Genomic DNA, 19,453 nt, shown 5'->3' on the forward strand with positions numbered 1-19,453 from the left:
GGTCCCCCAGAGTGACGCCATCCAATCAGGGCCGCGCCCCGCCGCGGCCTCCCACCCGTCCGGAGGATGTCCGTCCCATGACCCAGCCCGTTCCCGCCTCCCGCTTCCACCGCAAGGCGCTGACCTCCGTGGCCGCCGTGACCCTGGTGGCGACCGGCGCGCTCGGCACCGCCTTCCTGCCGCCGAGCACCCCCGCCCTCGCCCAGGCCCTGCCGCAGACCCCGATCACCGCCCCCGAGCACCCGCCGGGCAGCTTCGCGCCGATCGTCAACCGGGTGAAGCCCGGCGTGGTCTCGGTGAAGGTCAAGCTCAAGGACGATGCGGCCGACGAGAACGAGGGCGGCCCGAGCGCCCAGAACGTGCCCCCGCAGCTGCGCGAGTTCTTCCGCCGCTTCGGCGAGAACGGCGCGCCGAACCGGCCGCACCGCGAGGGCGGGCGCGCCGCGCAGGGGTCGGGCTTCTTCATCACGCCCGACGGCTACGTGGTCACCAACAACCACGTGGTCGAGAACGCCAAGTCCGTGGAGGTCACCCTCGACGACGGCCGCAGCCTCGACGCCAAGGTCGTCGGCACCGACCCCAAGACCGACCTCGCGCTCCTGAAGGTCACGGAGGGCAACGGCTCCTTCCCCTACGTGAAGCTCGCCCACGGCGCGCCGCAGGTCGGCGACTGGGTGGTGGCGATCGGCAACCCGTTCGGGCTCGGCGGCACGGTCACGGCCGGCATCGTCTCGGCCCGCGGCCGCGACATCGGCGCCGGCCCCTACGACGACTTCCTGCAGATCGACGCGCCCATCAACAAGGGCAATTCGGGCGGGCCGACCTTCAACGTCTCGGGCGAGGTCGTGGGCGTGAACACCGCCATCGCGTCGCCCTCCGGCGGCAACGTGGGCCTCGCCTTCGCGATCCCCTCCGAGACCGTGCAGGCGGTGGTCGACCAGCTGCGCACGGACGGCAAGGTCGCCCGCGGCTATCTCGGCCTCCAGATCCAGCCGGTCACCAGGGACATCGCCGAGAGCCTCGGCCTCGACAAGACCAAGGGCGCCCTCGTCGCCAACGCCCAGGACGGCACCCCGGCCGCCAAGGCGGGCCTGAAGTCCGGCGACGTGGTCGAGGCGGTGAACGGCGATCCGGTCGCGGATGCCCGCGAGCTGTCGCGCCGGATCGCCGCGATGAAGCCCGGCACCAAGGTGCAGCTGTCCTACCTGCGCGGCGGCAAGGCCGACACCGCCACGGTGGAACTCGCGGCCCTGCCGAACGACACCAAGGTCGCCTCCCGCGAGGAGGGGAGCCGCAGCCTGGACGCGCAGCCGCGGCTCGGCCTCGGCCTCGCCCCGGCCGACGCGGTCGGTGCCGGCCACGAGGGCGTGGCGGTCGTGAACGTCGATCCGGACGGCCCGGCGGCGGCCAAGGGCATCGAGCCGGGCGACGTGATCCTGGATATCGGCGGCCAGCCGGTCTCCTCGGTCTCGGACGTGCAGGCCCGGGTCCGCGCCGCCGAGCATGACGGCCGCAAGGCGGTGCTGATGCGGGTGAAGAGCGAGAAGGGCACGCGCTTCGTCGCCGTCGCCCTCCCGAGCAAGAACGGCTGATCCCTCCGGACGGTCGTGAACCGAGGGGCCGGCTCCGCGAGGGGCCGGCCCCTTTTTCGTCGTGCGGGATCCCGCGGGTTCAGAACCGGCAGATCCGCGCGAGGCGCCGGCCCGAGACCCGGCCGCGGGCGGTCCCGTCCGAGCGGATGCGGTGGCCGTCGAGGCGGATCTGCCCGGCATTCTCGAACAGGGTGTAGCGCAGCCGCTCCAGGCCGAGCCCGTAGCGCCCCGCCCAGAGCCTCAGGGCGCCGCAGAAGCCCCGCAGCGTCTCGCGGCCGAACCGGGACGGGGGCAGGAGCGGCGCCACCTCGGCCGCCCCGAAGGCGGCGCTGCGGAACCCCGCCAGCAGGTCGGGCCGGCCCTCCGGCAGGTCGAAGGCGGCGAGGGAATCGAGCCCCAGCGCGCCCGCGCGGTCCGCGGGCCGCGTCGTCAGGGTGACGGCCAGGGGCTGCTCGCTCAGGAGGAGGACGGCCCGGTCGGGCGCCTCCGCGAGGTCGACCGCGAGGGGCCGGTACGCCCGCGCCTCGGCCGGCCGCGGCGCCGTGAAGCCGAGGCCGATCACGTCGAGCCACGCGGCGGAGCCCGAGACGCGGTCCGGATGGGCCACGAAGCCGAGGAGGCGCGCGCGTTGGGTCCGGCGCTCGGCCGCGATGTCCGGGGTCGCGATCCCGCCCGCAGCCGGGGAGGGCGCGAGGGCGGGACGCAGCGGCGGAGGCTCTGCGAGCGCCCCGGAGGCCCGCTCCGGCGGCTCGGCCGAGCGGCGGGTCCGCGCCTCGTCGCAGGGAGGGCAGGACGGAACCGCCTCTCTGGCAGGCTCTTGCGCCGGCTCTCTGCCGGGCTCTTGCGCCGGAGACGGAGCGGGGGCCTGCACGGCCGGAGCGGGCTCCGGCGCCGTTCGCCGGGCGAGGAGCCCGATCCGGGGGTCGAGGAGCAGGATCAGCACGAACGGGCTCACCACCGCGAGGAGCGCGGCGAGACCGAGGAGGCTGCGTCCGATCCTGTTTCCCACGCCCGTCCCGTCCCGGCCGCCCCTCAGGCGGCAGCGCCCTTTGGCGGCACCGCCCACCGCGCCGCACTATGCGCGAGGCGGGATGGAGAAAGCGTCAGTAGCGATGACGGAGTGGGCGCGGTGGTTGGGGATAGCGGGCACGGCGGCCCGCCCCGGCGGCGGCTTGACCGGGCCGCGCGGCCGGCCCCAGGGTCGGTGTCCGTCGCCGGAGGATGCCATGCGGTTGATCTTGCTTGCCGTCCTCGCCGGGCTCGGGACCCTCTCCCCGGCCCGCGCGGATCCCTGCGCGGCGCTGGCCGGCCGGTTCGTGACCGTGACGGGTGCGGCGATCGCGGGCCGCAGCGGCGCCACCGTGGCGTTCGGGGCGGCGGATGCCGACCTGATGCTCCTCGATTGCCGCGCGCCGGGCCGGGTGATCCTGCGCTCGCGCTTCGCCGAGCCGAACCGGTACACCTTCGTGCTGGTGGGTCTCGCCGCCCGGGCGCTCGCCGGGGCCCGCCCGGAGGAGGCCGAGGCCCTCGCCCTGGCGCTGCACGCGGCCGCGCGGCGCGCGGGCGGCGCGCAGGCCGGGCGGGCCGGGCCGGTCGCGATCACCTGCTCGGCCGAGCCCGCCGGGGAGTTCCGGACGAGCTGCCTCCTGCGCCGCGTCGCCGCCCGGGCCCGCCCGCATCGGCCTGCCGCCTGACCCCCGTGGGGCGATTTCCCGCCGGACGAAAATGCTGTAGCGCTCGTCCCATGCCGCTTTCGTCCACCGCCGCCCCGGGACCTGCCGCGTGAGCGACGGCACGTCCCGGCTGATCCTCGTCCTCGCCGCGGGGGGCTTCGCCAGCACCTTCGCGGGGCGCACGGTCGAACCGCTGGTCGGCGTGCTGGCGCGGGATTTCGCGAGCCCGCCCGCCACGGTGGCGCTCCTCTCCACGGCCTTCGCGCTGCCCTACGCGCTGATCCAGCCGGTCCTCGGGCCGGTGGGCGACGCGCTGGGCAAGGAGCGGGTGGTGGTCGGCTGCCTCACCATCCTGACCCTCGCGCTGGCGGCGAGCCTCGCGGCCACGGACATCCGGATGCTGTTCGGGCTGCGGGTGGTCGCGGGGGCGGCCGCCGGCGGGGTGATCCCGCTGGCGCTCGCCATGATGGGCGACCGCATTCCCCTGGAGCGGCGGCAGGTGGCGATCGGCCGCTTCCTCGTAGCGGTGATCCTGGGCCAGCTCATGGGCTCCACGGTGTCGGGGCTGGTCGAAGGGCTGATCGGCTGGCGCGGCGTGTTCGGCCTCGCGGCCGGCGTGGCGGCGGCGGGCTGCGCGGCCGTGCTGCTGGGCTTCGCGCCCGCCCTGAGCGCGGCCGGCGGGCGCTTCGCTGTCGCCCCCGCCCTGACGCGCTACCGGGCGATCCTGGCCAATCCGCGGGCCCGGGTGCTGTTCGGGGCGGTCTTCGTCGAGGGCATCGCGATCTTCGGGATCTTCCCGCACCTCGCCCACCTGCTCGAGGCCCGCGGCGAGGGCGGGCCGCGGGAGGCCGGGCTGGTGCTCGCGGGTTTCGCCGCCGGGGGCCTGCTCTACGCGCTCCTCGTCGGCCTCCTCCTGCGCTTCCTCGGCCAGACCCGGATGCTCGCGGTGGGCGGGGCGGTGGCGGGCGCCGCCCTCCTGACCGTCGGCCTCGCGGGTGCCTGGACGCTCGACGCGGCGGCGCTCGTCGCGCTCGGGCTCGGCTACTACATGCTGCACAACACCTATCAGGTGCAGGTGACCGAGGTGGCGCCCGGGGCGCGCGCCTCGGCGGTGTCGCTTCACGCCTTCTCGTTCTTCTGCGGGCAGGCGCTCGGGGTCGCGGTGGTGGGCGCCGGGCTCACCGCCCTCGGCCAGTTCGGGGCCCTGGCGCTCTGCGCGGCCACGATCCTGGCGCTCGGTCTCGCCACCGCCTGGCGCCTCTCGCGGCCCGTGCAGGGGCCCCTGCCGCAGGGCGATCCCGAAGTGGATCGGACGGTGAACGGGCGATGAACAAAGACCTGAGCGACCGGCGCGAATTCCTCGACTGAGCGAAACGGGGAACCCCACCGCCGCCTCGCCCGTTGTTCTGCCAGAATCGGAACGATTGCGAGGAGACACCATGCGCAAGATCGCGCTTCTGTCCGCCGCCGTGCTGTCGCTCGGCACCGTCGTGACCGCCAGCGCCCCGGCGCAGGCCCGGGACGGCTACGGCTATGGCTACGGTCGCGGCTTCCAGGGCCGGCCCTACGCGGGCGGCTACGGCTACCGTCACGAGCGTCGCGGGCTCTCGACGGGCGCGGCGGTCGGCCTGGGCGTCGCGGGTCTCGCGGCCGGCGCCATCGCGGCCGACGCGGCCCGCCGCAACGGCTATTACGGCCGGCTCGCCTACCGCGCTCCGGCCTACGGGTACGGCTACGAGGATTACGATTACTGATCGGCACGAAGCCGGATCATGGATGCGGCGGCCGGGCTCGTCCCGGCCGCCGTTTCCGTGCGCGTCGTCCGGCTTCACTGTCCTTAGCCGACGACACCGAGGCGTGTCCGCCTCAGGCCAAGCCCCCTTTTCCGGACGACTGAAGCGGCAGCGGAAGGAGATCCGGACAAGGGGGATTGGATGTTTCCGTCTAGCCCCTGGCGCGGTAGGGCGGCACGCCCTGGTCTGGCAGCCAGAGGGATTTCGGCGGTTCGCCGGTCTGCCAGAACACGTCGATCGGGATGCCTCCGCGCGGGTACCAGTAGCCGCCGATGCGCAGGAAGCGCGGCTCCAGCAGCCCTGCGAGGCGCTTGCCGATCGCCACGGTGCAATCCTCGTGGAAGGCGCCGTGGTCGCGGAAGCTGTGCAGGTAGAGCTTCAGCGACTTCGACTCCACGAGCCAGCGTTCGGGCACGTAGTCGATCACCAGGATGGCGAAGTCCGGCTGGCCGGTCACCGGGCAGAGCGAGGTGAATTCCGGCGCCGTGAAGCGCGCGAGGTAGTCCGTGTCCGGATGCGGGTTGGGCACCCGGTCGAGGGCGGCCTCTTCGGGCGAGCGGGGAAGGGCGGAGATCCGCCCGAGCTGCAGGGTATCCTGCGTCGATTCCTGTGTCATGGCCCCGATATAGGCGGGCGAACCGTTCGGCGATACAGGCCCACCCTTCCGGGTGCTTGCCGGGCGTGCCGACTTGGCCGATAAGCCCGGCCTGACGGCACGGCCGGAGAGCTTTCATGACTGCGATCACCAACATCGCCGCCCGCCAGATCCTCGACAGCCGGGGCAACCCCACCGTGGAGGTGGACGTCCTCCTGGAGGACGGCTCCTTCGGCCGCGCCGCCGTGCCCTCGGGCGCCTCGACGGGCGCGCACGAGGCCGTGGAGCTGCGCGACGGCGACAAGGGCAAGTTCGGCGGCAAGGGCGTGCTCAAGGCCGTGGCCGCGGTCAACGGCGAGATCCTGGACGCGGTCGGCGGCATGGATGCCGAGGACCAGGTCGCGGTCGACGAGGCGATGATCGAGCTCGACGGCACCCCCAACAAGGCGCGGCTCGGCGCCAACGCGATCCTGGGCGTCTCGCTCGCCGTCGCCAAGGCGGCCGCAGAGGCCTCGGGCCTGCCGCTCCACCGCTACGTGGGCGGCACGCAGGCCCGAATCCTGCCGGTGCCGATGATGAACATCATCAATGGCGGCGTGCACGCGGACAACCCGATCGACTTCCAGGAATTTATGATCATGCCGGTGGGCGCGGCCTCGATCGCCGAGGCGGTGCGCATGGGCGCCGAGGTCTTCCAGACCCTCAAGGGCGCGTTGAAGAAGGCCGGCCACAACACCAATGTGGGCGACGAGGGCGGCTTCGCCCCCAACCTGCCCTCGGCCGAGGCCGCCCTCGACTTCGTGATGGAATCGATCCGCGCCGCCGGCTACGAGCCGGGCCGGGACATCGTGCTCGCCCTCGACTGCGCGGCGACCGAGTTCTTCAAGAACGGCGCCTACGTGTACGAGGGCGAGGGCCAGACCCGCGACCCCGAGGCGCAGGCCGCCTACCTCGCCAAGCTCGTGGACGCCTACCCGATCCGCTCGATCGAGGACGGCATGGCGGAGGACGACTGGGCGGGCTGGAAGGCCCTCACCGACCGGGTCGGCAGCCGCTGCCAGCTCGTCGGCGACGACCTCTTCGTGACCAACGTGACGCGGCTCTCCGAGGGCATCGCCAAGGGCACGGCGAACTCGATTCTGGTGAAGGTCAACCAGATCGGCTCGCTCACCGAGACCCTGGCGGCGGTCGATATGGCCCACCGCGCCGGCTACACGGCGGTGATGTCCCACCGCTCCGGCGAGACCGAGGATTCCACCATCGCGGACCTCGCCGTCGCGACGAATTGCGGGCAGATCAAGACCGGCTCCCTCGCCCGCTCGGACCGGCTCGCCAAGTACAACCAGCTCATCCGCATCGAGGAGGGGCTTGGGAGCCAGGCGCGTTACGCCGGGCGCACCGCCCTGAAGGCGTGACGCCCGACCATCGCGACCGACGCGCGTCGCCCGTCAGGCCGCCTCCGCGATGCGGGCGCGGCGCAGAACCGCGAGGCTGAGCGCCGCCGCCGTCCCGGCGGCGAGCGCCCCGTAGAGCGTCACGCCGGCGAAGCCCTCCGCCAGCGCCCGCCGCGCCACCGCGAGGGGCAGGCCGGCAGCCTCCGCCGCCGCGAGATCGCTCGCCGCCAGGGCCGCGGCGAGGGAGTCGGGTGCGCCCGCCGGCAGGGCTCCCGCGAGGCCGGCCCGAATGCCGATCAGCAGGACGGAGCCCATCAGGGCGATGTTCAGGGCGAGCGCGATCATCCGGACGCTCATGTCCATGCCCGAGGCCATGCCGGCCCGCTCCACTGGCAGCGCCGCGGTCGCCGTGTTGGTGACCGGCGTGTTGGTGAGCCCGAGGCCGATCCCGGCGAGCAGGCAACCCGGCACCAGCGCGAGGCCGCTCGCGGGGAAGCCGATGAGGGCGAGCCGCAGCAGCACGAAGCCCGCCCCGATGGTGGCGAGACCGAGCGGGATCACGACGCCCGGGCCGTGGCGCAGCAGCAGCCGCTCGCCCAGCGGCGGCACCACCAGCGTCGGCAGGGTGTAGGCGAGCAGGGTGAAGCCCGCCGCGACGGCGTCCTGGCCGAGCCCGGCTTGGCAGTGGATCGGCAGGTAGATCACGAAGGGCCAGAAGCTGAAATTCATGCCCGCCGAGCCGATCAGGGCGCCCGAGAAGCGGCGGATCCGGAAGGCGGCGAGATCGAAGGCCGGCCGCGCCGCGCGGGTCTCGACGGACAGGAAGGCGAGGGCGCTCGCCGCCCCCGCGAGCGCGAGGCCGAGCCCGACCGGATCCGCGGCCCGGAGCGCCTCGCCCCGGATGATCAGGAACACCGCGCAGAACACCGCCAGCGACAGGCTCGCCACGCCCGCGAGGTCGAACCGGACCGCGTGCGGGTCGGCGGATTCGGCCACGCCCGCCCGGGCCAGCGCCAGGGTGACGAGGGCGAGCCCGCCATGGACCAGGAAGGCCCACGGCCATCCGGCCACGGCCGCGATCAGGCCGCCGATCGGAGGTCCGAAGCCCAGGCCGAGGCCGAAGATGATCCCCCACCAGCCGAAGGCCCGCCCACGCAGCGCCCCGCCGCGGAACTGGTGCGAGAGGACGGCGACCTGGCAGGAGAGCATCGCGGCGCCGCTGGCGCCCTGGAGCGCCCGGGCGGCGATCAGGGCCGGGGCACTCGCGGCGACCCCGCAGGCGAGGGAGGCGGCCCCGAAGGCGACGATCCCGATGAGGAAGACGCGCCGGCGGCCGAAGCGGTCGGCGAGGGCGCCGAGCCCCATCAGGCAGGTGGTCATGGCAACCGTGTAGGCGCTCATGACCCACTGGAGCTGCGCGAAATCGGCCCGTAGCTCCTGGCCGATGGTCGGCAGGACCGCCGGAATGCTTGAGATCTCGAGCCCGAGCATCAAGGCGGACAGGCACGCGGCGGCCAGGGCCGCGCGCTCGCGCGGCGAGAATCGGTCGGTCACGATCGATGGACTCCGGATCATGCCGCGGCGTCGGTCCCTGGACCATCCGGGCTCGTCCCGCAGGACGACCCGCGTTGCCGGCCGGCGGCGAGGTGGGACGCCGGGGATGGTGCGACCCTCTCGATCATCATGCAATGTGATGATAGAGGATTTCAGTGACAACCAAATGAGATGATCGGCCTGGCGATGCTCGACGTCGATTCGGTCCGCACCTTCGTAACGGTGGCGGATCTGCGCAGCTTCACCCGCGCCGCGGAGGCGCTGGGGACCACGCAGGGCGCGGTCAGCGTCAAGCTGAAGCGGCTGGAGGAGCGGCTCGGGACGCGCCTCGTCGAGCGCACGCCCCGGCAGGTGCGGCTCTCGGCCCGCGGCGAGAGTTTCATCGAGCCGGCCCGGCAGTTCCTGGCCGCCCACGAGCGGGCCCTCGCCGGCCTGACGGAGGAGCGCCGCCGCTTCCGCCTCGGCATCGCTTGCCACGTCATGGGGCCCGAGGTGCCGGGCCTGCTGGCGCGGCTGCGGGCCGCCGATCCCGCCCTCACGGTCGAGGTGGTGCTCGACACCTCGCGGGTGCTCCTCGACGGGTTCGAGAGCGGCCGGCTCGACGCGGCGATCACCCGCAGCGACGACGATCGCCGCGACGGGGAGGTGCTGGGGCCGGAGCATTTCGGCTGGTTCGCGGCTCCGGGCTTCGCTCACCGGGCGGGCGAGCCCCTGCGGCTCGCGGCATTGTCGCCCGCCTGCTCCGTGCGCGAGGTCGCGACCGGGCTCCTCGACCGCGCGGGCCTGGCCTGGACGGAGGTCTTCATCGGCGGCACCGCGGCGATCGCGGCGGCGCTCTCGGCCGGGCTCGCGGTGGCGCCCTATCCCCGCCGGCTCGCCCCGCCGGACGTGGTCGAGGTCGGCGCGGCGCTCGGCCTGCCGCCGCTGCCCTCCCTGTCGCTCGTGCTGCACGCGGCCCTGTCCGACCCGCGCAGCCGCGACGCGCTCAGGGCGATCGCGGCGGCGTTCCGGGAACACCGCCGCTGAGCGGCCGGGCCGGGCCGATCCGCGGCGCGAACACGACGAGGTTCCCGATCAGCACCGCCGCGACGCCCGCGACCGCGAGCGGGGTGAGCCGGTAGCCCTCGAACAGGACCGACAGCGTGAGCGCCACCACGGGAAACAGCACCGTCATGGTGGCGGCCTTCTCCGGCCCGAGCCGGTGCACCACGGCGAGATAGGTGGTGAAGCCGACGACCGAGCCCGGAATGGCGAGGTAGAGCAGGGCTCCCACGTAGGACGGCGACGGATCGAAGCCGAAGGGCACGCCGCGCAGCGCTGCGACGGCCGCGACCAGCGCCGCGCCGTAGACCATCCCGTAGGCATTCACCGAGGCGACCGCGAGACCGTGCCGCTGGTTGCGGGCGGAGACGAGGTTCCCGGCCGAGAAGAACCAGGTGCCGAGGAGGGCGAGCGCGAGGCCCTGCGCCGTCTCGCCGCTGATCGCGGTGTCGGCGAGGGTATTTCCGAACAGGCAGGCGATGCCGAGAAGCCCGATCACCGCCCCGGCGAGCACGCGCGGCACCGGCCGGCGCCGGTGAAACAGGTAGGCGTTGGCGATGTTGAGGATCGTCGCGGCCGAGAACACCACCGAGACGAGCCCGCTCGCGACGGAGCGGGTCGCCGCGTAGAAACAGGCGAAGTTGCAGGAGAACAGGCACAGGGCCTGCAGCACCACGAAGGGCTGCTGGCGCAGGGGCACGGGCCGGAACCGGCCGGTCAGCCCGAGGCCGGCGAACAGGACGAGGCCCGCCAGAGCGAAGCGGTAGACGATGGAGACCTGGGGATCGACCACCCCGAGCTGGTTGCGGATGGCGATCCAGGTCGTGCCCCAGATGAGCACGGTCGCGGCGTAGAGGAGGGCGGTCAATGGTCGGGCATCCGGGGCCGGCAGGCGCGTCCCCGTCATAGGCGAGAGAAGCAGCGCGGGCTTGCCGGTTCCCAGTCGGGCCGTTGCACATTCCTGGGCTTTTTCGGCCGGTCTCCATTGCCCGCGGCTCGGGGATCGCCTCCTGTGCCGACAGAGGTCGAGTCCGCACCGATGACAGAGCCGCATCCCCACGTCCGCGACGTCCTGGCCCGCACCGGCGCGACGCTGGTCCGGTCGGGCATGGCCGGCCGCGGGCTCGCGCTCGCCGAGTGGCACAACCGCGACAACCACGCCCGCTACGAGCGCCCGGACCACCACACGCTGAGCCTCTACCTCGCGGGCGGGGAGGGCGTGGTGCGCGAGGACGGTGCCGTCTCGGGCGGCGGGCCGGACAAGCTCTGCCTGCTGCCGGCCGGCCATGCGAGCCGCTGGCACATCGGCGGGGACCTGCGGCTGTTCCACCTCTACATCGACACGGCGACCCTCGCCGCCCAGGCCGCCGCCCTGGACATCGATCCCCGCCGGATCGACCTCGCGGAGCTGACCTTCGCGGAGGACCCGTCCGCCGCGATGATCGTGCGCGGGGCCGTGCTGCCCCTCGACTGGACGGCGGGCGCGGACCGCATGGCGCTGAACGCGGCCTGCCACCTGCTGCTCCACGCCCTGCTGCGCCGCCACGCCCGGCTCGCCGCCGGCCGACCCGTGAGGGGCGGCCTGGCGCCTGCCATCCAGCGCCGCATCGCGGAGCGGATCGAGGCCCGGCTCGGCGAGGCGCTCACCCTGGAGGCGCTCGCGGCCGAGGCCGGCCTCAGCACCTTTCACTTCGCCAAGATGTTCAAGGCGAGCTTCGGCCTCGCGCCGCACCGCTACGTGGTCGCGCGCCGGATCGCCCGGGCCCAGACCCTGCTCGCGGAGGGGCGGGCGGGCCTCGCCGAGATCGCGATGGCGTGCGGCTACGCCTCGCAGAGCCACTTCACCCGCAGCTTCCGGCAGGCAACCGGCACCACGCCGGGCCGCTGGCGAGGCCGCGCCTGAGCGGCGCTCGGCGTTCGCGCGGCGCTCAGCGCCGACGGATCAGGGCGGCGCCCGGCACGAGACCGAGATCGCGGCCCTCGGCGAAGACCCGCTCCAGGTTGCGGTGGGCGATCCGCGCGTGCTCGCGGGCGATCGCCTCCGCCCGGGCGCCCTCGCGGGACTCGATCGCCCGCAGCAGGCAATGGTGCTGGTCCTGCGCCACCGTCAGGATGTGGCGGGAGCGGGCCGAGCGGGCCTGCACCGGGGCCAGCGCGCTCGGCGAGGCGAAGGGGAGGGCGCAGGCCCGCTCGATCTGCCGGGCGAGGCCGCGGCTGCCGGAGAAATCGACGATCAGGGCATGGAAGCGGGCGTTCTCCGCCACGTAAGCGGGCACGTCGACCGCCTCGCCCGCCTCCCCGACGATCCCGTCGAGGCGCGCGAGGCAGGCCCGCGCCTCCTCGAGGCCGGCGCGGGCCACACCGCGCTCGGCGGCGAGCCGCGCCGCCAGCCCCTCCAGGGTGCCGCGGATCTCGATCGCCTCGAACACCTCCGCCTCCGTGAAGGCCTTCACGGAGAAGCCTCCCGAGGGGATCGCCTCCAGCAGGCCCTCCTCCTCCAGCCGCACCAGCGCCATCCGCACCGGCGTGCGCGAGACGCCGAGTTCCTCGACCATCTGCAACTCCGGCACCCGCTCGCCCGGCGCGAGATCCCCGCGCAGGATCAGCTCCCGCAGGTCGAGTTGCGCCTTCAGGGTCTGGGAGAGCGCCCGCTCGCCCTGCCGCGCCGTCGCCGCCGACATCGTGCCTCCCTCAGCGGTCGGGCGTGTCGAGCACGAGGCGCCCGACCGCTCGCGACACGCAGGTGCAGAGTTTTGCGCCCTCCGCCTTCTCCTCGTCGCTGAAGAACACGTCCCGGTGGTCGACCTCGCCCTCGATGCCGAGGATCGGCAGGGCGCAGAGCCCGCACTCGCCCCGGCGGCAATCGGCGATCATCGCCACGCCCGCCGCCTCCAGGGCGTCGAGGAGACTCTGGTTGTCCGGAACCGCGAGGTCGAGGCCGAGCCGCGGCACCGCGACCCGGAACGGCTCCGTGGCGAGGCGCCCGCCGCTGCCGAAGGTCTCGAAGCGCAGGGCCTCCCGCGGCCGGCCGCTCGCCCGCCAGGCGGCCTTGGCGGCGTCGAGCATCCCGATCGGCCCGCAGAGATAGAGTTCGCCGCGCGGGTGCAGGGCCGCGATCTCGGCCGGAAAATCGACCCGCGCGCCCTCCTGCGTGACGAGGAGGCGGAGCCGGTCGCCGATCCGGTCGCGCAGCTCCTCCGCCAGGACGAGGTCGGCGCGGCGGCGCGCTGTATACAGCACGCGGAACCGGGCGCCCGCCGCGGCGAGGGCGAGCGCCATGCCGTAGATCGGCGTGATGCCGATGCCGCCCGCGACCAGCAGCGTCTCGGGCTGGGCGCGGCCGAGGGGGAAGTGGTTGCGCGGGCCGCCGATGCTGAGCCGCGCGCCGGGCGCGAGCCCCCACAGATAGGCCGAGCCGCCCCGGCTCCGCGGCAGCCGCTTCACCGCGATGCGGTAGCGCCCGTCCGCGCAGGCTCCGACCGTGGAGTAGGCGCGTTGGTCCGGCCGCTCCCCGGCCATCACGGCGACCAGGAGGTGGCTGCCGGGCTCGGGCGGGACGAACGCCGATTCCGGCGCGATCTCGAACAGGCGCACGTCCGGCGCGAGATCGCGGTGGGCGGCGAGGCGGGCGCCCTGCCAGGAGAGGGGGGCGGCCACCGGCCTACTCGGCCGCCTGCCGGGGCGCGGGGGCCTCCTCGGCCAGCATCGCGTCGATCTTGCGCCGCGCCCAGAGGGCGCCCGCATCGATGTTGAGGTTGTAGAACGGCATGCGGGGGTTTTTGTCGATCGCCCGCTGCTGCGCCTCCAGCACGGCCGCGTCCTGGTCGTAGAGGCCGGTCCGCTCCGGGTTGGCGTGGGCGCGCCGCACCGCCTCGGTGAAGTCCGCGTCCTCCGTGCGGAAGGAGCGCACGAAGTTCCAGAAATAGTGGCAGGAGGTCTCGCTCTCCGGGGTGATCGCCGCGAGGAAGAACCCGTTCACGCCCTGCGAGCGATCGCCCTCCGGTGCCCCGGTGCCGACCGGCGCCACCCCGACATCGCCCGCCACCACGCAGGGCGCCTCGAAGCGGATGATCTGCCAGCGGTCGACGAGGCCGGGCCGGCCGAGGTTGCGCGCCCAGAAGGGCGGTGGCTCGATCCCGCGCATCCAGCGGGTCACCGTCACGCAGCGGCCCGAATGGGTGGTGTCGAAGGGCGTGTCGGTGATCTCGTCCTGGCCGATGCTGCCCGCGTGCACGTAGGTCTCGTGGGTCAAGTCCATCAGGTTGTCGACGACGAGGCGGTAGTCGCACTTGAGGCCGTAATAGGTGCCGCCCTCGCCGACCCAGTCGGTGCCGTCGTTCCAGTGGAAGTCCGGGATGGCGGCCGGGTCGGCGAGCGCCGGGTCGCCCGGCCAGACCCAGACCAGACGGTGGCGCTCCGCGACCGGGAAGGCGCGCACGCAGGCCGAGGGGTTGATGGTCTTCTGGGCCGGCATGTGGGTGCAGCGCCCGGCCGGGTCGAAGACGAGGCCGTGATAGCCGCAGACCACCTCGTCGCCCTTCAGCCAGCCCAGCGAGAGCGGCAGCAGGCGGTGCCAGCAGGCATCCTCCAGGGCGGCGACCCCGCCATCCTCGCGGCGGTAGAGCACGAGATCCTTGCCGCAGACCGTGCGGGCGGTGAGCGACCGGGCGATCTCGTGGCCCCAGGCGGCGGCGTACCACGTGTTGAGCGGGAACGGTCTGGCGTCGGTCATGCGGTTCCTCCTGCGATTCGCGGCTTCTTGGATTCAGAATGTATACAATGTGGGGAGAGGGGCAAGAGGAAAGCGCTGGCTCACCCCTCCGCGCACGGCCATCCGGGGATCATGCGAGGCACGTCTCCCCACTTCCGAGAGAGGGCGGGGGTGAGGGACGGACGGTTCAGCAAGAATGCTGAACCGTGCCGCTGGCAGCGTGACGTTCGGAGTTCAATCCTGAAGCGTCCGTCCCTCACCCCTACCCCTCTCCCACTCGGGAGAGGGGATCCCGCGTGAGCTCGACCAGCGTCGTATGTCGTTGGATCGGCGCTTTCCGCAGGCCGACACGCATTCAGGATGGCCTCGCATTGTCCCCGGACAGCCGTGCGCAGAGGGCCAAGGGTCCAAGCCGCCAACGCCCGGCCGTGAGGCTTCCTTAACCATCCTCCGCGCAGGATCCCCCCATGGTCGTCCGTCGCCGCGCCCGCGCCCTGATGCTGCCGCTTGGCCTCTACGCCGCCTCGATCCTGGCGGTGGGCTACTTCCTGCGCGAGGCCGAGAGCGGCAGCCGCGGCCTCGAAGCCAAGCGCGCCCTCAAGATCCAGGCCTACACCCTCCAGCAGGAGCTCGACGCCGCCAAGACGGACCGGGCCGAGTGGGAGCGCCGCGTCGCCCTCCTGCGCAGCGACCAGATCGACCGCGACCTCCTGGAGGAGCGCGCCCGCCTCGTGCTCGGCCGCGTCCATCCGAACGACGTGGTGATCATCAACCCGTGAGACCGGGCCCTCCGCCGAAGCGGTTCCCAGGCCTCGCTTTCCGGTCCCACGTGCCCTAGAAGGCCTTGGACTAAGGTCGCAGGGCACGGGAGAGGCCGATGGAGTCCGGGAGCAAGGCACGCCGCGAGGACAAGACCGCGAGCAAGCCCCCCGCGAACGCGCCGCAATTCACCCGCGAAGAGGACGGCCACGCCTACCGGGAGATGCTGCTGATCCGCCGCTTCGAGGAGAAGGCCGGCCAGCTCTACGGCATGGGCCTGATCGGCGGCTTCTGCCACCTCTATATCGGCCAGGAGGCCGTGGTGATCGGGGTCCAGATGGCCTCGAAGGACGGCGACCAGGTCATCACCGGCTACCGCGACCACGGCCACATGCTGGCCTGCGGCATGGACCCCAACGGCGTGATGGCGGAGCTGACCGGCCGGCGCGGCGGGTATTCCCGCGGCAAGGGCGGCTCCATGCACATGTTCTCCCGCGAGAAGAATTTTTATGGCGGCCACGGCATCGTCGGTGCCCAGGTCTCGCTCGGCACCGGCCTCGGCTTCGCCAACAAGTACCGCGGCGACGGGGCGGTGAGCCTCACCTACATGGGCGACGGCGCCGCCAACCAGGGCCAGGTCTACGAGAGCTTCAACATGGCGCAGCTGTGGAAGCTGCCCGTGGTCTACGTGATCGAGAACAACCGCTACGCCATGGGCACCTCGGTGACCCGGGCCTCGGCCCAGACCGACTTCTCGAAGCGCGGCATCTCCTTCGGCATCCCGGGCGAGCAGGTCGACGGCATGGATGTCCGCGCGGTGCGCGAGGCGGCCACCCGGGCGATCGCGCATGCCCGCGACGGCGAGGGCCCCTACATCCTGGAGATGCAGACCTACCGCTATCGCGGCCACTCGATGTCCGACCCGGCCAAGTACCGGACGAAGGACGAGGTCGCCCGGATGCGCGAGGAATCCGACCCGATCGAGCAGGTGCGCAAGCGCCTGCTGGGCGCCCACAAGGTGCCGGAGGACGAGATCAAGGCGATCGACGCCAAGGTGCGGGAGATCGTCAACGCGGCGGCGGACTTCGCCACCAACGACCCCGAGCCGGACCCGTCCGAGCTGTGGACCGACGTCCTGCTCGAGCCCGCCCGCGCCTGACCCCTTCCTCGGATCGACAAGAGCACCCATGCCGACCGACATCCTGATGCCCGCCCTCTCGCCGACCATGGAGCAGGGCAAGCTGGCGAAATGGCTCAAGAAGGAGGGTGACCCGGTCAAGCCCGGCGACATCCTGGCCGAGATCGAGACCGACAAGGCGACCATGGAGGTCGAGGCGGTCGACGAGGGCGTGCTCGCCAAGATCCTGATCGCGGACGGCACCGACAACGTCGCGGTCAACACGCCGATCGCCGTGCTGGCAGGGGAGGGCGAGGACGTCTCGGCGGCCTCCGCGCCGAAGCCGAACGGCCAAGGAAACGGCAAGGGCGGCGGCGAGGCCCAGAAGGCGCCCGCGCCCGACATGCAGGCGGAGGGGCAGGCCAAGGCGCCGGCTCCCGCCGCCAAGAGCCCGGACGACAAGCCCGCCGCCCCGGCGGCGCCGGCCGCCATCAGCAGCCGCAGCGCCGACAGGGCGATGGCGGAGATCCCCGAGGGCACCGAGATGGTGACCCAGACGGTGCGCGAGGCCCTGCGCGACGCCATGGCGGAGGAGATGCGCCGCGACGAGGCGGTCTTCGTGATGGGCGAGGAGGTCGCCGAGTACCAGGGCGCCTACAAGATCACCCAGGGGCTGCTGCAGGAATTCGGCGCGCGCCGGGTCGTCGACACGCCGATCACCGAGCACGGCTTCGCCGGCGTCGGCGTCGGCGCGGCCTTCACGGGCCTGCGGCCGATCGTCGAGTTCATGACCTTCAACTTCGCCATGCAGGCGATCGACCAGATCATCAACTCGGCCGCCAAGACCCTCTACATGTCGGGGGGCCAGCTCGGCTGCCCCATCGTGTTCCGGGGCCCCAACGGCGCGGCGGCGCGCGTCGCCGCCCAGCACAGCCACGACTACGCGGCCTGGTACTCGAACGTGCCGGGCCTCAAGGTGGTGATGCCCTACACCGCCTCCGACGCGAAGGGCCTGCTCAAGAGCGCCATCCGCGACCCGAACCCGGTGATCTTCCTCGAGAACGAGATCCTGTACGGCCAGTCCTTCCCGGTGCCGAAGCACGACGACTTCCTGGTGCCGATCGGGAAGGCCAAGGTCCACCGGGAGGGCCAGGACGTCACCATCGTGTCCTTCGGCATCGGCATGACCTACGCGCTCAAGGCCGCGCACGAACTCGCCGAGCAGGGGATCGGGGCCGAGGTGATCGACCTGCGCACCATCCGGCCGATGGATTCCGAGACGGTGGTCGAATCCGTGAAGAAGACCGGCCGCTGCATCACGGTCGAGGAGGGCTTCCCGCAATCGGGCGTCGGGGCCGAGATCGCCGCGCGGGTGATGGTCGACGCCTTCGACTACCTCGACGCGCCGGTCCTGCGCATCACCGGCAAGGACGTGCCGATGCCCTACGCGGCGAACCTGGAAAAACTCGCCCTGCCGACCGTCGCCGAGGTGATCGAGGCGGCCAAGGCCGTCTGCTACCGGTAGGCCGATGGCGGAGGATCCCCGCTTCGAGGCCCTGTCGGTCCCGCCCGACGCCCTGGAACAGGGCGGCGTCGAGGTCCTGCGCGCCGCGGTGGTGGACGGGGCGGTGAGCTTCGCGCTGCGCCGCGCCTTCGAGGACCCGGCCACCTGGGGCCGCCTGCTGATCGACCTCGCCCGGCAGGCGGCGCGGGTCTACGCCCGCGAGACCGAGATCTCCGAGGAGGAGGCCTTCGCGCGCATCCGCGCCGGGATGGAGGCCGAGAGCCTCGACCCCGACAGCCTGAACTGAGGGCGCGCCATGGCCGAGCCCGCCCCGCGCCGCGCCACCTACGCGGATCTCGCAGCGGTCCCGGCGCATCTCGTCGCCGAGATCATCGACGGGATCCTGGAGACGCATCCGCGCCCTCGGCCGAGGCATGCGGTGGCGGCCGGCGGACTCGCCAGCGAGCTCATCCCGCCCTTCGGCCGCGGGCGCGGCGGTCCTGGCGGCTGGATCTTCATGATCGAGCCGGAACTCCATCTGGGACCGCAGGTGGTGGTGCCCGATCTCGCCGGCTGGCGCCGCGACCGGCTGCCGACCGAGCCGACGACCGCCTTCATCGAGACGCCGCCGGACTGGGTCTGCGAGATCCTCTCGTCCTCGACCGCGCAGCTCGACCGCGGACCGAAGCGCCGCATCTACGCGGAGGCGGGGGTCGGCCATCTCTGGCTGCTAGACCCCGCCGACGGCGTGCTCGAAGCCTTCGCGCTGACCGGCGGCCGCTGGCTGCTCAGTGGCACTGTCGGGCGCGGCGAGAGCGTGGCGCTCCCGCCCTTCGACGCCGTGCCGTTTCCTCTCGACGACCTGTTTCCCTTCGATTCTCCGTCCCTCGACGCCCCGGCCGCTTCCACCGAGACCTGACGCGATGCCGATCACCACATCGAACGCCGCCCGCGCATCGGGCCGGGACGTTGCGACGGGCGGGGCGAAGCCGCAGGATCGCGTGCCAGCGCCGCATCGCCCGGGCAGCCCGCGGCCTGGCCGAGGGCCAGGATGGCGGCCGGGTGCCGCGTCCACGACAGCCTCACCGAGGAGGCCGCAGCATGGCTGAGGCCGTCACCCGCAGCGCCACCTACGCGGATCTCGAAGCGGTTCCGCCGCATCTCGTCGCCGAGATCATCGACGGGATCCTGGAGACGCATCCACGCCCTCGGCCGCGGCACGGCGCAGCCGCCGGCGAGTTGTATGCCGCGCTGACGCTGCCGTTCCGGCGCGGCCGCGGCGGCCCGGGCGGCTGGATCTTCGTGATCGAGCCGGAACTGCATCTCGGTCGTCACGTGGTCGTGCCCGACATCGCCGGCTGGCGCCGCGAGCGGCTGCCGGCCGAGCCGGAGACCGCCTTCATCGAGACCCCGCCGGACTGGGTCTGCGAGATCCTGTCCCCCTCCACCATCCGGCTCGATCGCGGGCCGAAGCGGCGGATCTACGGCGAGGCCGGCGTGGGCCATCTCTGGCTGCTCGATCCGGTCAGCGGCGTGCTCGAGGGCTTCGCCCTCACCGGCGGCCGCTGGCTGCTGCTGGGTACCGTCGGGCGCGGCGAGGCGGTCGCCCTGCCGCCCTTCGACGTCGTCTCCTTCCCGCTCGACGACCTGTTTCCCTTCGATTTTCCGCCTGTCGACAATCCAGCCGAACCGCCTCCGACCGAGACCTGACCCGAGACCT

General features: G+C 73.0%; 20 protein-coding genes. 13 read left to right on the top strand and 7 right to left on the bottom strand.

Translation table 11 applies throughout. The features are described 5' to 3' along the window. The first annotated feature begins 77 nt into the window (after window positions 1–77). A complete protein-coding gene (locus ACW9J6_RS15140) occupies window positions 78–1,592 on the top strand; it encodes a Do family serine endopeptidase (RefSeq protein ID WP_457117308.1) in 1,515 nt (504 codons plus the stop codon). A gap of 79 nt (window positions 1,593–1,671) precedes the next feature. On the opposite strand, the gene ACW9J6_RS15145 is transcribed toward ACW9J6_RS15140, so the two are convergent. Continuing rightward, window positions 1,672–2,601 carry a hypothetical protein gene (locus ACW9J6_RS15145; protein ID WP_457117309.1) on the bottom strand — a complete coding sequence of 310 codons (930 nt, stop codon included), beginning with the start codon at window positions 2,599–2,601 and terminating at the stop codon, window positions 1,672–1,674. Window positions 2,602–2,818: 217 nt separating this feature from the next. Between ACW9J6_RS15145 and ACW9J6_RS15150 the strand changes: the two genes are divergently transcribed. From ACW9J6_RS15150 to ACW9J6_RS15160, 3 genes are all read left to right on the top strand, one after another. Next, entirely contained in the window at window positions 2,819–3,286 is a 468-nt protein-coding gene (locus ACW9J6_RS15150) for a hypothetical protein (RefSeq protein ID WP_457117310.1), read from the top strand. 88 nt (window positions 3,287–3,374) lie between these two features. Then, complete coding sequence (locus ACW9J6_RS15155; protein WP_457117311.1) at window positions 3,375–4,595, top strand: MFS transporter; 1,221 nt, start codon at window positions 3,375–3,377, stop codon at window positions 4,593–4,595. A 109-nt stretch (window positions 4,596–4,704) separates the two neighbouring features. Beyond that, the gene (locus ACW9J6_RS15160; protein WP_457117312.1) at window positions 4,705–5,019 is read left to right on the top strand and encodes a hypothetical protein; all 315 of its coding nucleotides are present in this window, start codon (window positions 4,705–4,707) and stop codon (window positions 5,017–5,019) included. 190 nt (window positions 5,020–5,209) lie between these two features. Here ACW9J6_RS15160 and queF read toward each other — a convergent pair whose 3' ends face one another. Beyond that, window positions 5,210–5,674 (bottom strand): preQ(1) synthase, encoded by a 465-nt coding sequence (gene queF / locus ACW9J6_RS15165; protein WP_457117313.1) that lies wholly within the window; start codon window positions 5,672–5,674, stop codon window positions 5,210–5,212. Window positions 5,675–5,790: 116 nt separating this feature from the next. Between queF and eno the strand changes: the two genes are divergently transcribed. Then, window positions 5,791–7,068 (top strand): phosphopyruvate hydratase, encoded by a 1,278-nt coding sequence (gene eno, locus ACW9J6_RS15170; RefSeq protein WP_457117314.1) that lies wholly within the window; start codon window positions 5,791–5,793, stop codon window positions 7,066–7,068. Window positions 7,069–7,101: 33 nt separating this feature from the next. On the opposite strand, the gene ACW9J6_RS15175 is transcribed toward eno, so the two are convergent. Continuing rightward, on the bottom strand, window positions 7,102–8,622 hold the full coding sequence (locus ACW9J6_RS15175) for an MFS transporter (protein WP_457117315.1): 1,521 nt from the start codon (window positions 8,620–8,622) through the stop codon (window positions 7,102–7,104). Between the two features lie 159 nt (window positions 8,623–8,781). Here ACW9J6_RS15175 and ACW9J6_RS15180 point away from each other — a divergent pair, with 159 nt between their 5' ends. Further along, window positions 8,782–9,627 (top strand): LysR family transcriptional regulator, encoded by an 846-nt coding sequence (locus ACW9J6_RS15180; RefSeq protein ID WP_457117401.1) that lies wholly within the window; start codon window positions 8,782–8,784, stop codon window positions 9,625–9,627. Here the strand turns inward: ACW9J6_RS15180 and ACW9J6_RS15185 are convergent. Continuing rightward, complete coding sequence (locus tag ACW9J6_RS15185) at window positions 9,587–10,510, bottom strand: DMT family transporter (RefSeq protein WP_457117316.1); 924 nt, start codon at window positions 10,508–10,510, stop codon at window positions 9,587–9,589. The two genes, ACW9J6_RS15180 and ACW9J6_RS15185, sit on opposite strands and share 41 nt — an antisense overlap. 171 nt (window positions 10,511–10,681) lie before the next feature. On the opposite strand from ACW9J6_RS15185, the gene ACW9J6_RS15190 reads away from it, so the two are divergent. Continuing rightward, window positions 10,682–11,545 (top strand): helix-turn-helix transcriptional regulator, encoded by an 864-nt coding sequence (locus tag ACW9J6_RS15190; protein ID WP_457117317.1) that lies wholly within the window; start codon window positions 10,682–10,684, stop codon window positions 11,543–11,545. A gap of 25 nt (window positions 11,546–11,570) precedes the next feature. Here ACW9J6_RS15190 and ACW9J6_RS15195 read toward each other — a convergent pair whose 3' ends face one another. Genes ACW9J6_RS15195 through ACW9J6_RS15205 form a run of 3 tightly spaced genes read right to left on the bottom strand, consistent with a single transcriptional unit; the run spans window position 11,571 to window position 14,374 of the window. Next, window positions 11,571–12,323, bottom strand: coding sequence for a GntR family transcriptional regulator (locus tag ACW9J6_RS15195; RefSeq protein ID WP_457117318.1), 753 nt, complete (start codon window positions 12,321–12,323; stop codon window positions 11,571–11,573). A 10-nt stretch (window positions 12,324–12,333) separates the two neighbouring features. Then, complete coding sequence (locus tag ACW9J6_RS15200; protein WP_457117319.1) at window positions 12,334–13,299, bottom strand: PDR/VanB family oxidoreductase; 966 nt, start codon at window positions 13,297–13,299, stop codon at window positions 12,334–12,336. 4 nt (window positions 13,300–13,303) lie between these two features. After that, window positions 13,304–14,374 (bottom strand): aromatic ring-hydroxylating dioxygenase subunit alpha, encoded by a 1,071-nt coding sequence (locus ACW9J6_RS15205; protein WP_457117320.1) that lies wholly within the window; start codon window positions 14,372–14,374, stop codon window positions 13,304–13,306. Window positions 14,375–14,820: 446 nt separating this feature from the next. On the opposite strand from ACW9J6_RS15205, the gene ACW9J6_RS15210 reads away from it, so the two are divergent. The 6 genes from ACW9J6_RS15210 (at window position 14,821) to ACW9J6_RS15235 (ending at window position 19,443) form a co-directional block, all read left to right on the top strand. Next, the gene (locus tag ACW9J6_RS15210) at window positions 14,821–15,132 is read left to right on the top strand and encodes an FtsB family cell division protein (protein WP_457117321.1); all 312 of its coding nucleotides are present in this window, start codon (window positions 14,821–14,823) and stop codon (window positions 15,130–15,132) included. Between the two features lie 98 nt (window positions 15,133–15,230). Beyond that, window positions 15,231–16,271: a pyruvate dehydrogenase (acetyl-transferring) E1 component subunit alpha gene (gene pdhA / locus ACW9J6_RS15215; RefSeq protein ID WP_457117322.1), complete on the top strand. Its 1,041-nt coding sequence runs from the start codon at window positions 15,231–15,233 to the stop codon at window positions 16,269–16,271. 28 nt (window positions 16,272–16,299) lie between these two features. Beyond that, the gene (locus tag ACW9J6_RS15220; protein WP_457117323.1) at window positions 16,300–17,754 is read left to right on the top strand and encodes a pyruvate dehydrogenase complex E1 component subunit beta; all 1,455 of its coding nucleotides are present in this window, start codon (window positions 16,300–16,302) and stop codon (window positions 17,752–17,754) included. A 4-nt stretch (window positions 17,755–17,758) separates the two neighbouring features. After that, entirely contained in the window at window positions 17,759–18,040 is a 282-nt protein-coding gene (locus tag ACW9J6_RS15225) for a DUF5076 domain-containing protein (protein ID WP_457117324.1), read from the top strand. A 9-nt stretch (window positions 18,041–18,049) separates the two neighbouring features. Continuing rightward, window positions 18,050–18,652: a Uma2 family endonuclease gene (locus ACW9J6_RS15230; protein ID WP_457117325.1), complete on the top strand. Its 603-nt coding sequence runs from the start codon at window positions 18,050–18,052 to the stop codon at window positions 18,650–18,652. A 182-nt stretch (window positions 18,653–18,834) separates the two neighbouring features. After that, window positions 18,835–19,443 carry a Uma2 family endonuclease gene (locus tag ACW9J6_RS15235; RefSeq protein ID WP_457117326.1) on the top strand — a complete coding sequence of 203 codons (609 nt, stop codon included), beginning with the start codon at window positions 18,835–18,837 and terminating at the stop codon, window positions 19,441–19,443. The last annotated feature ends 10 nt before the right edge of the window (window positions 19,444–19,453 follow it).

This window comes from Methylobacterium sp. JK268, assembly GCF_054052225.1.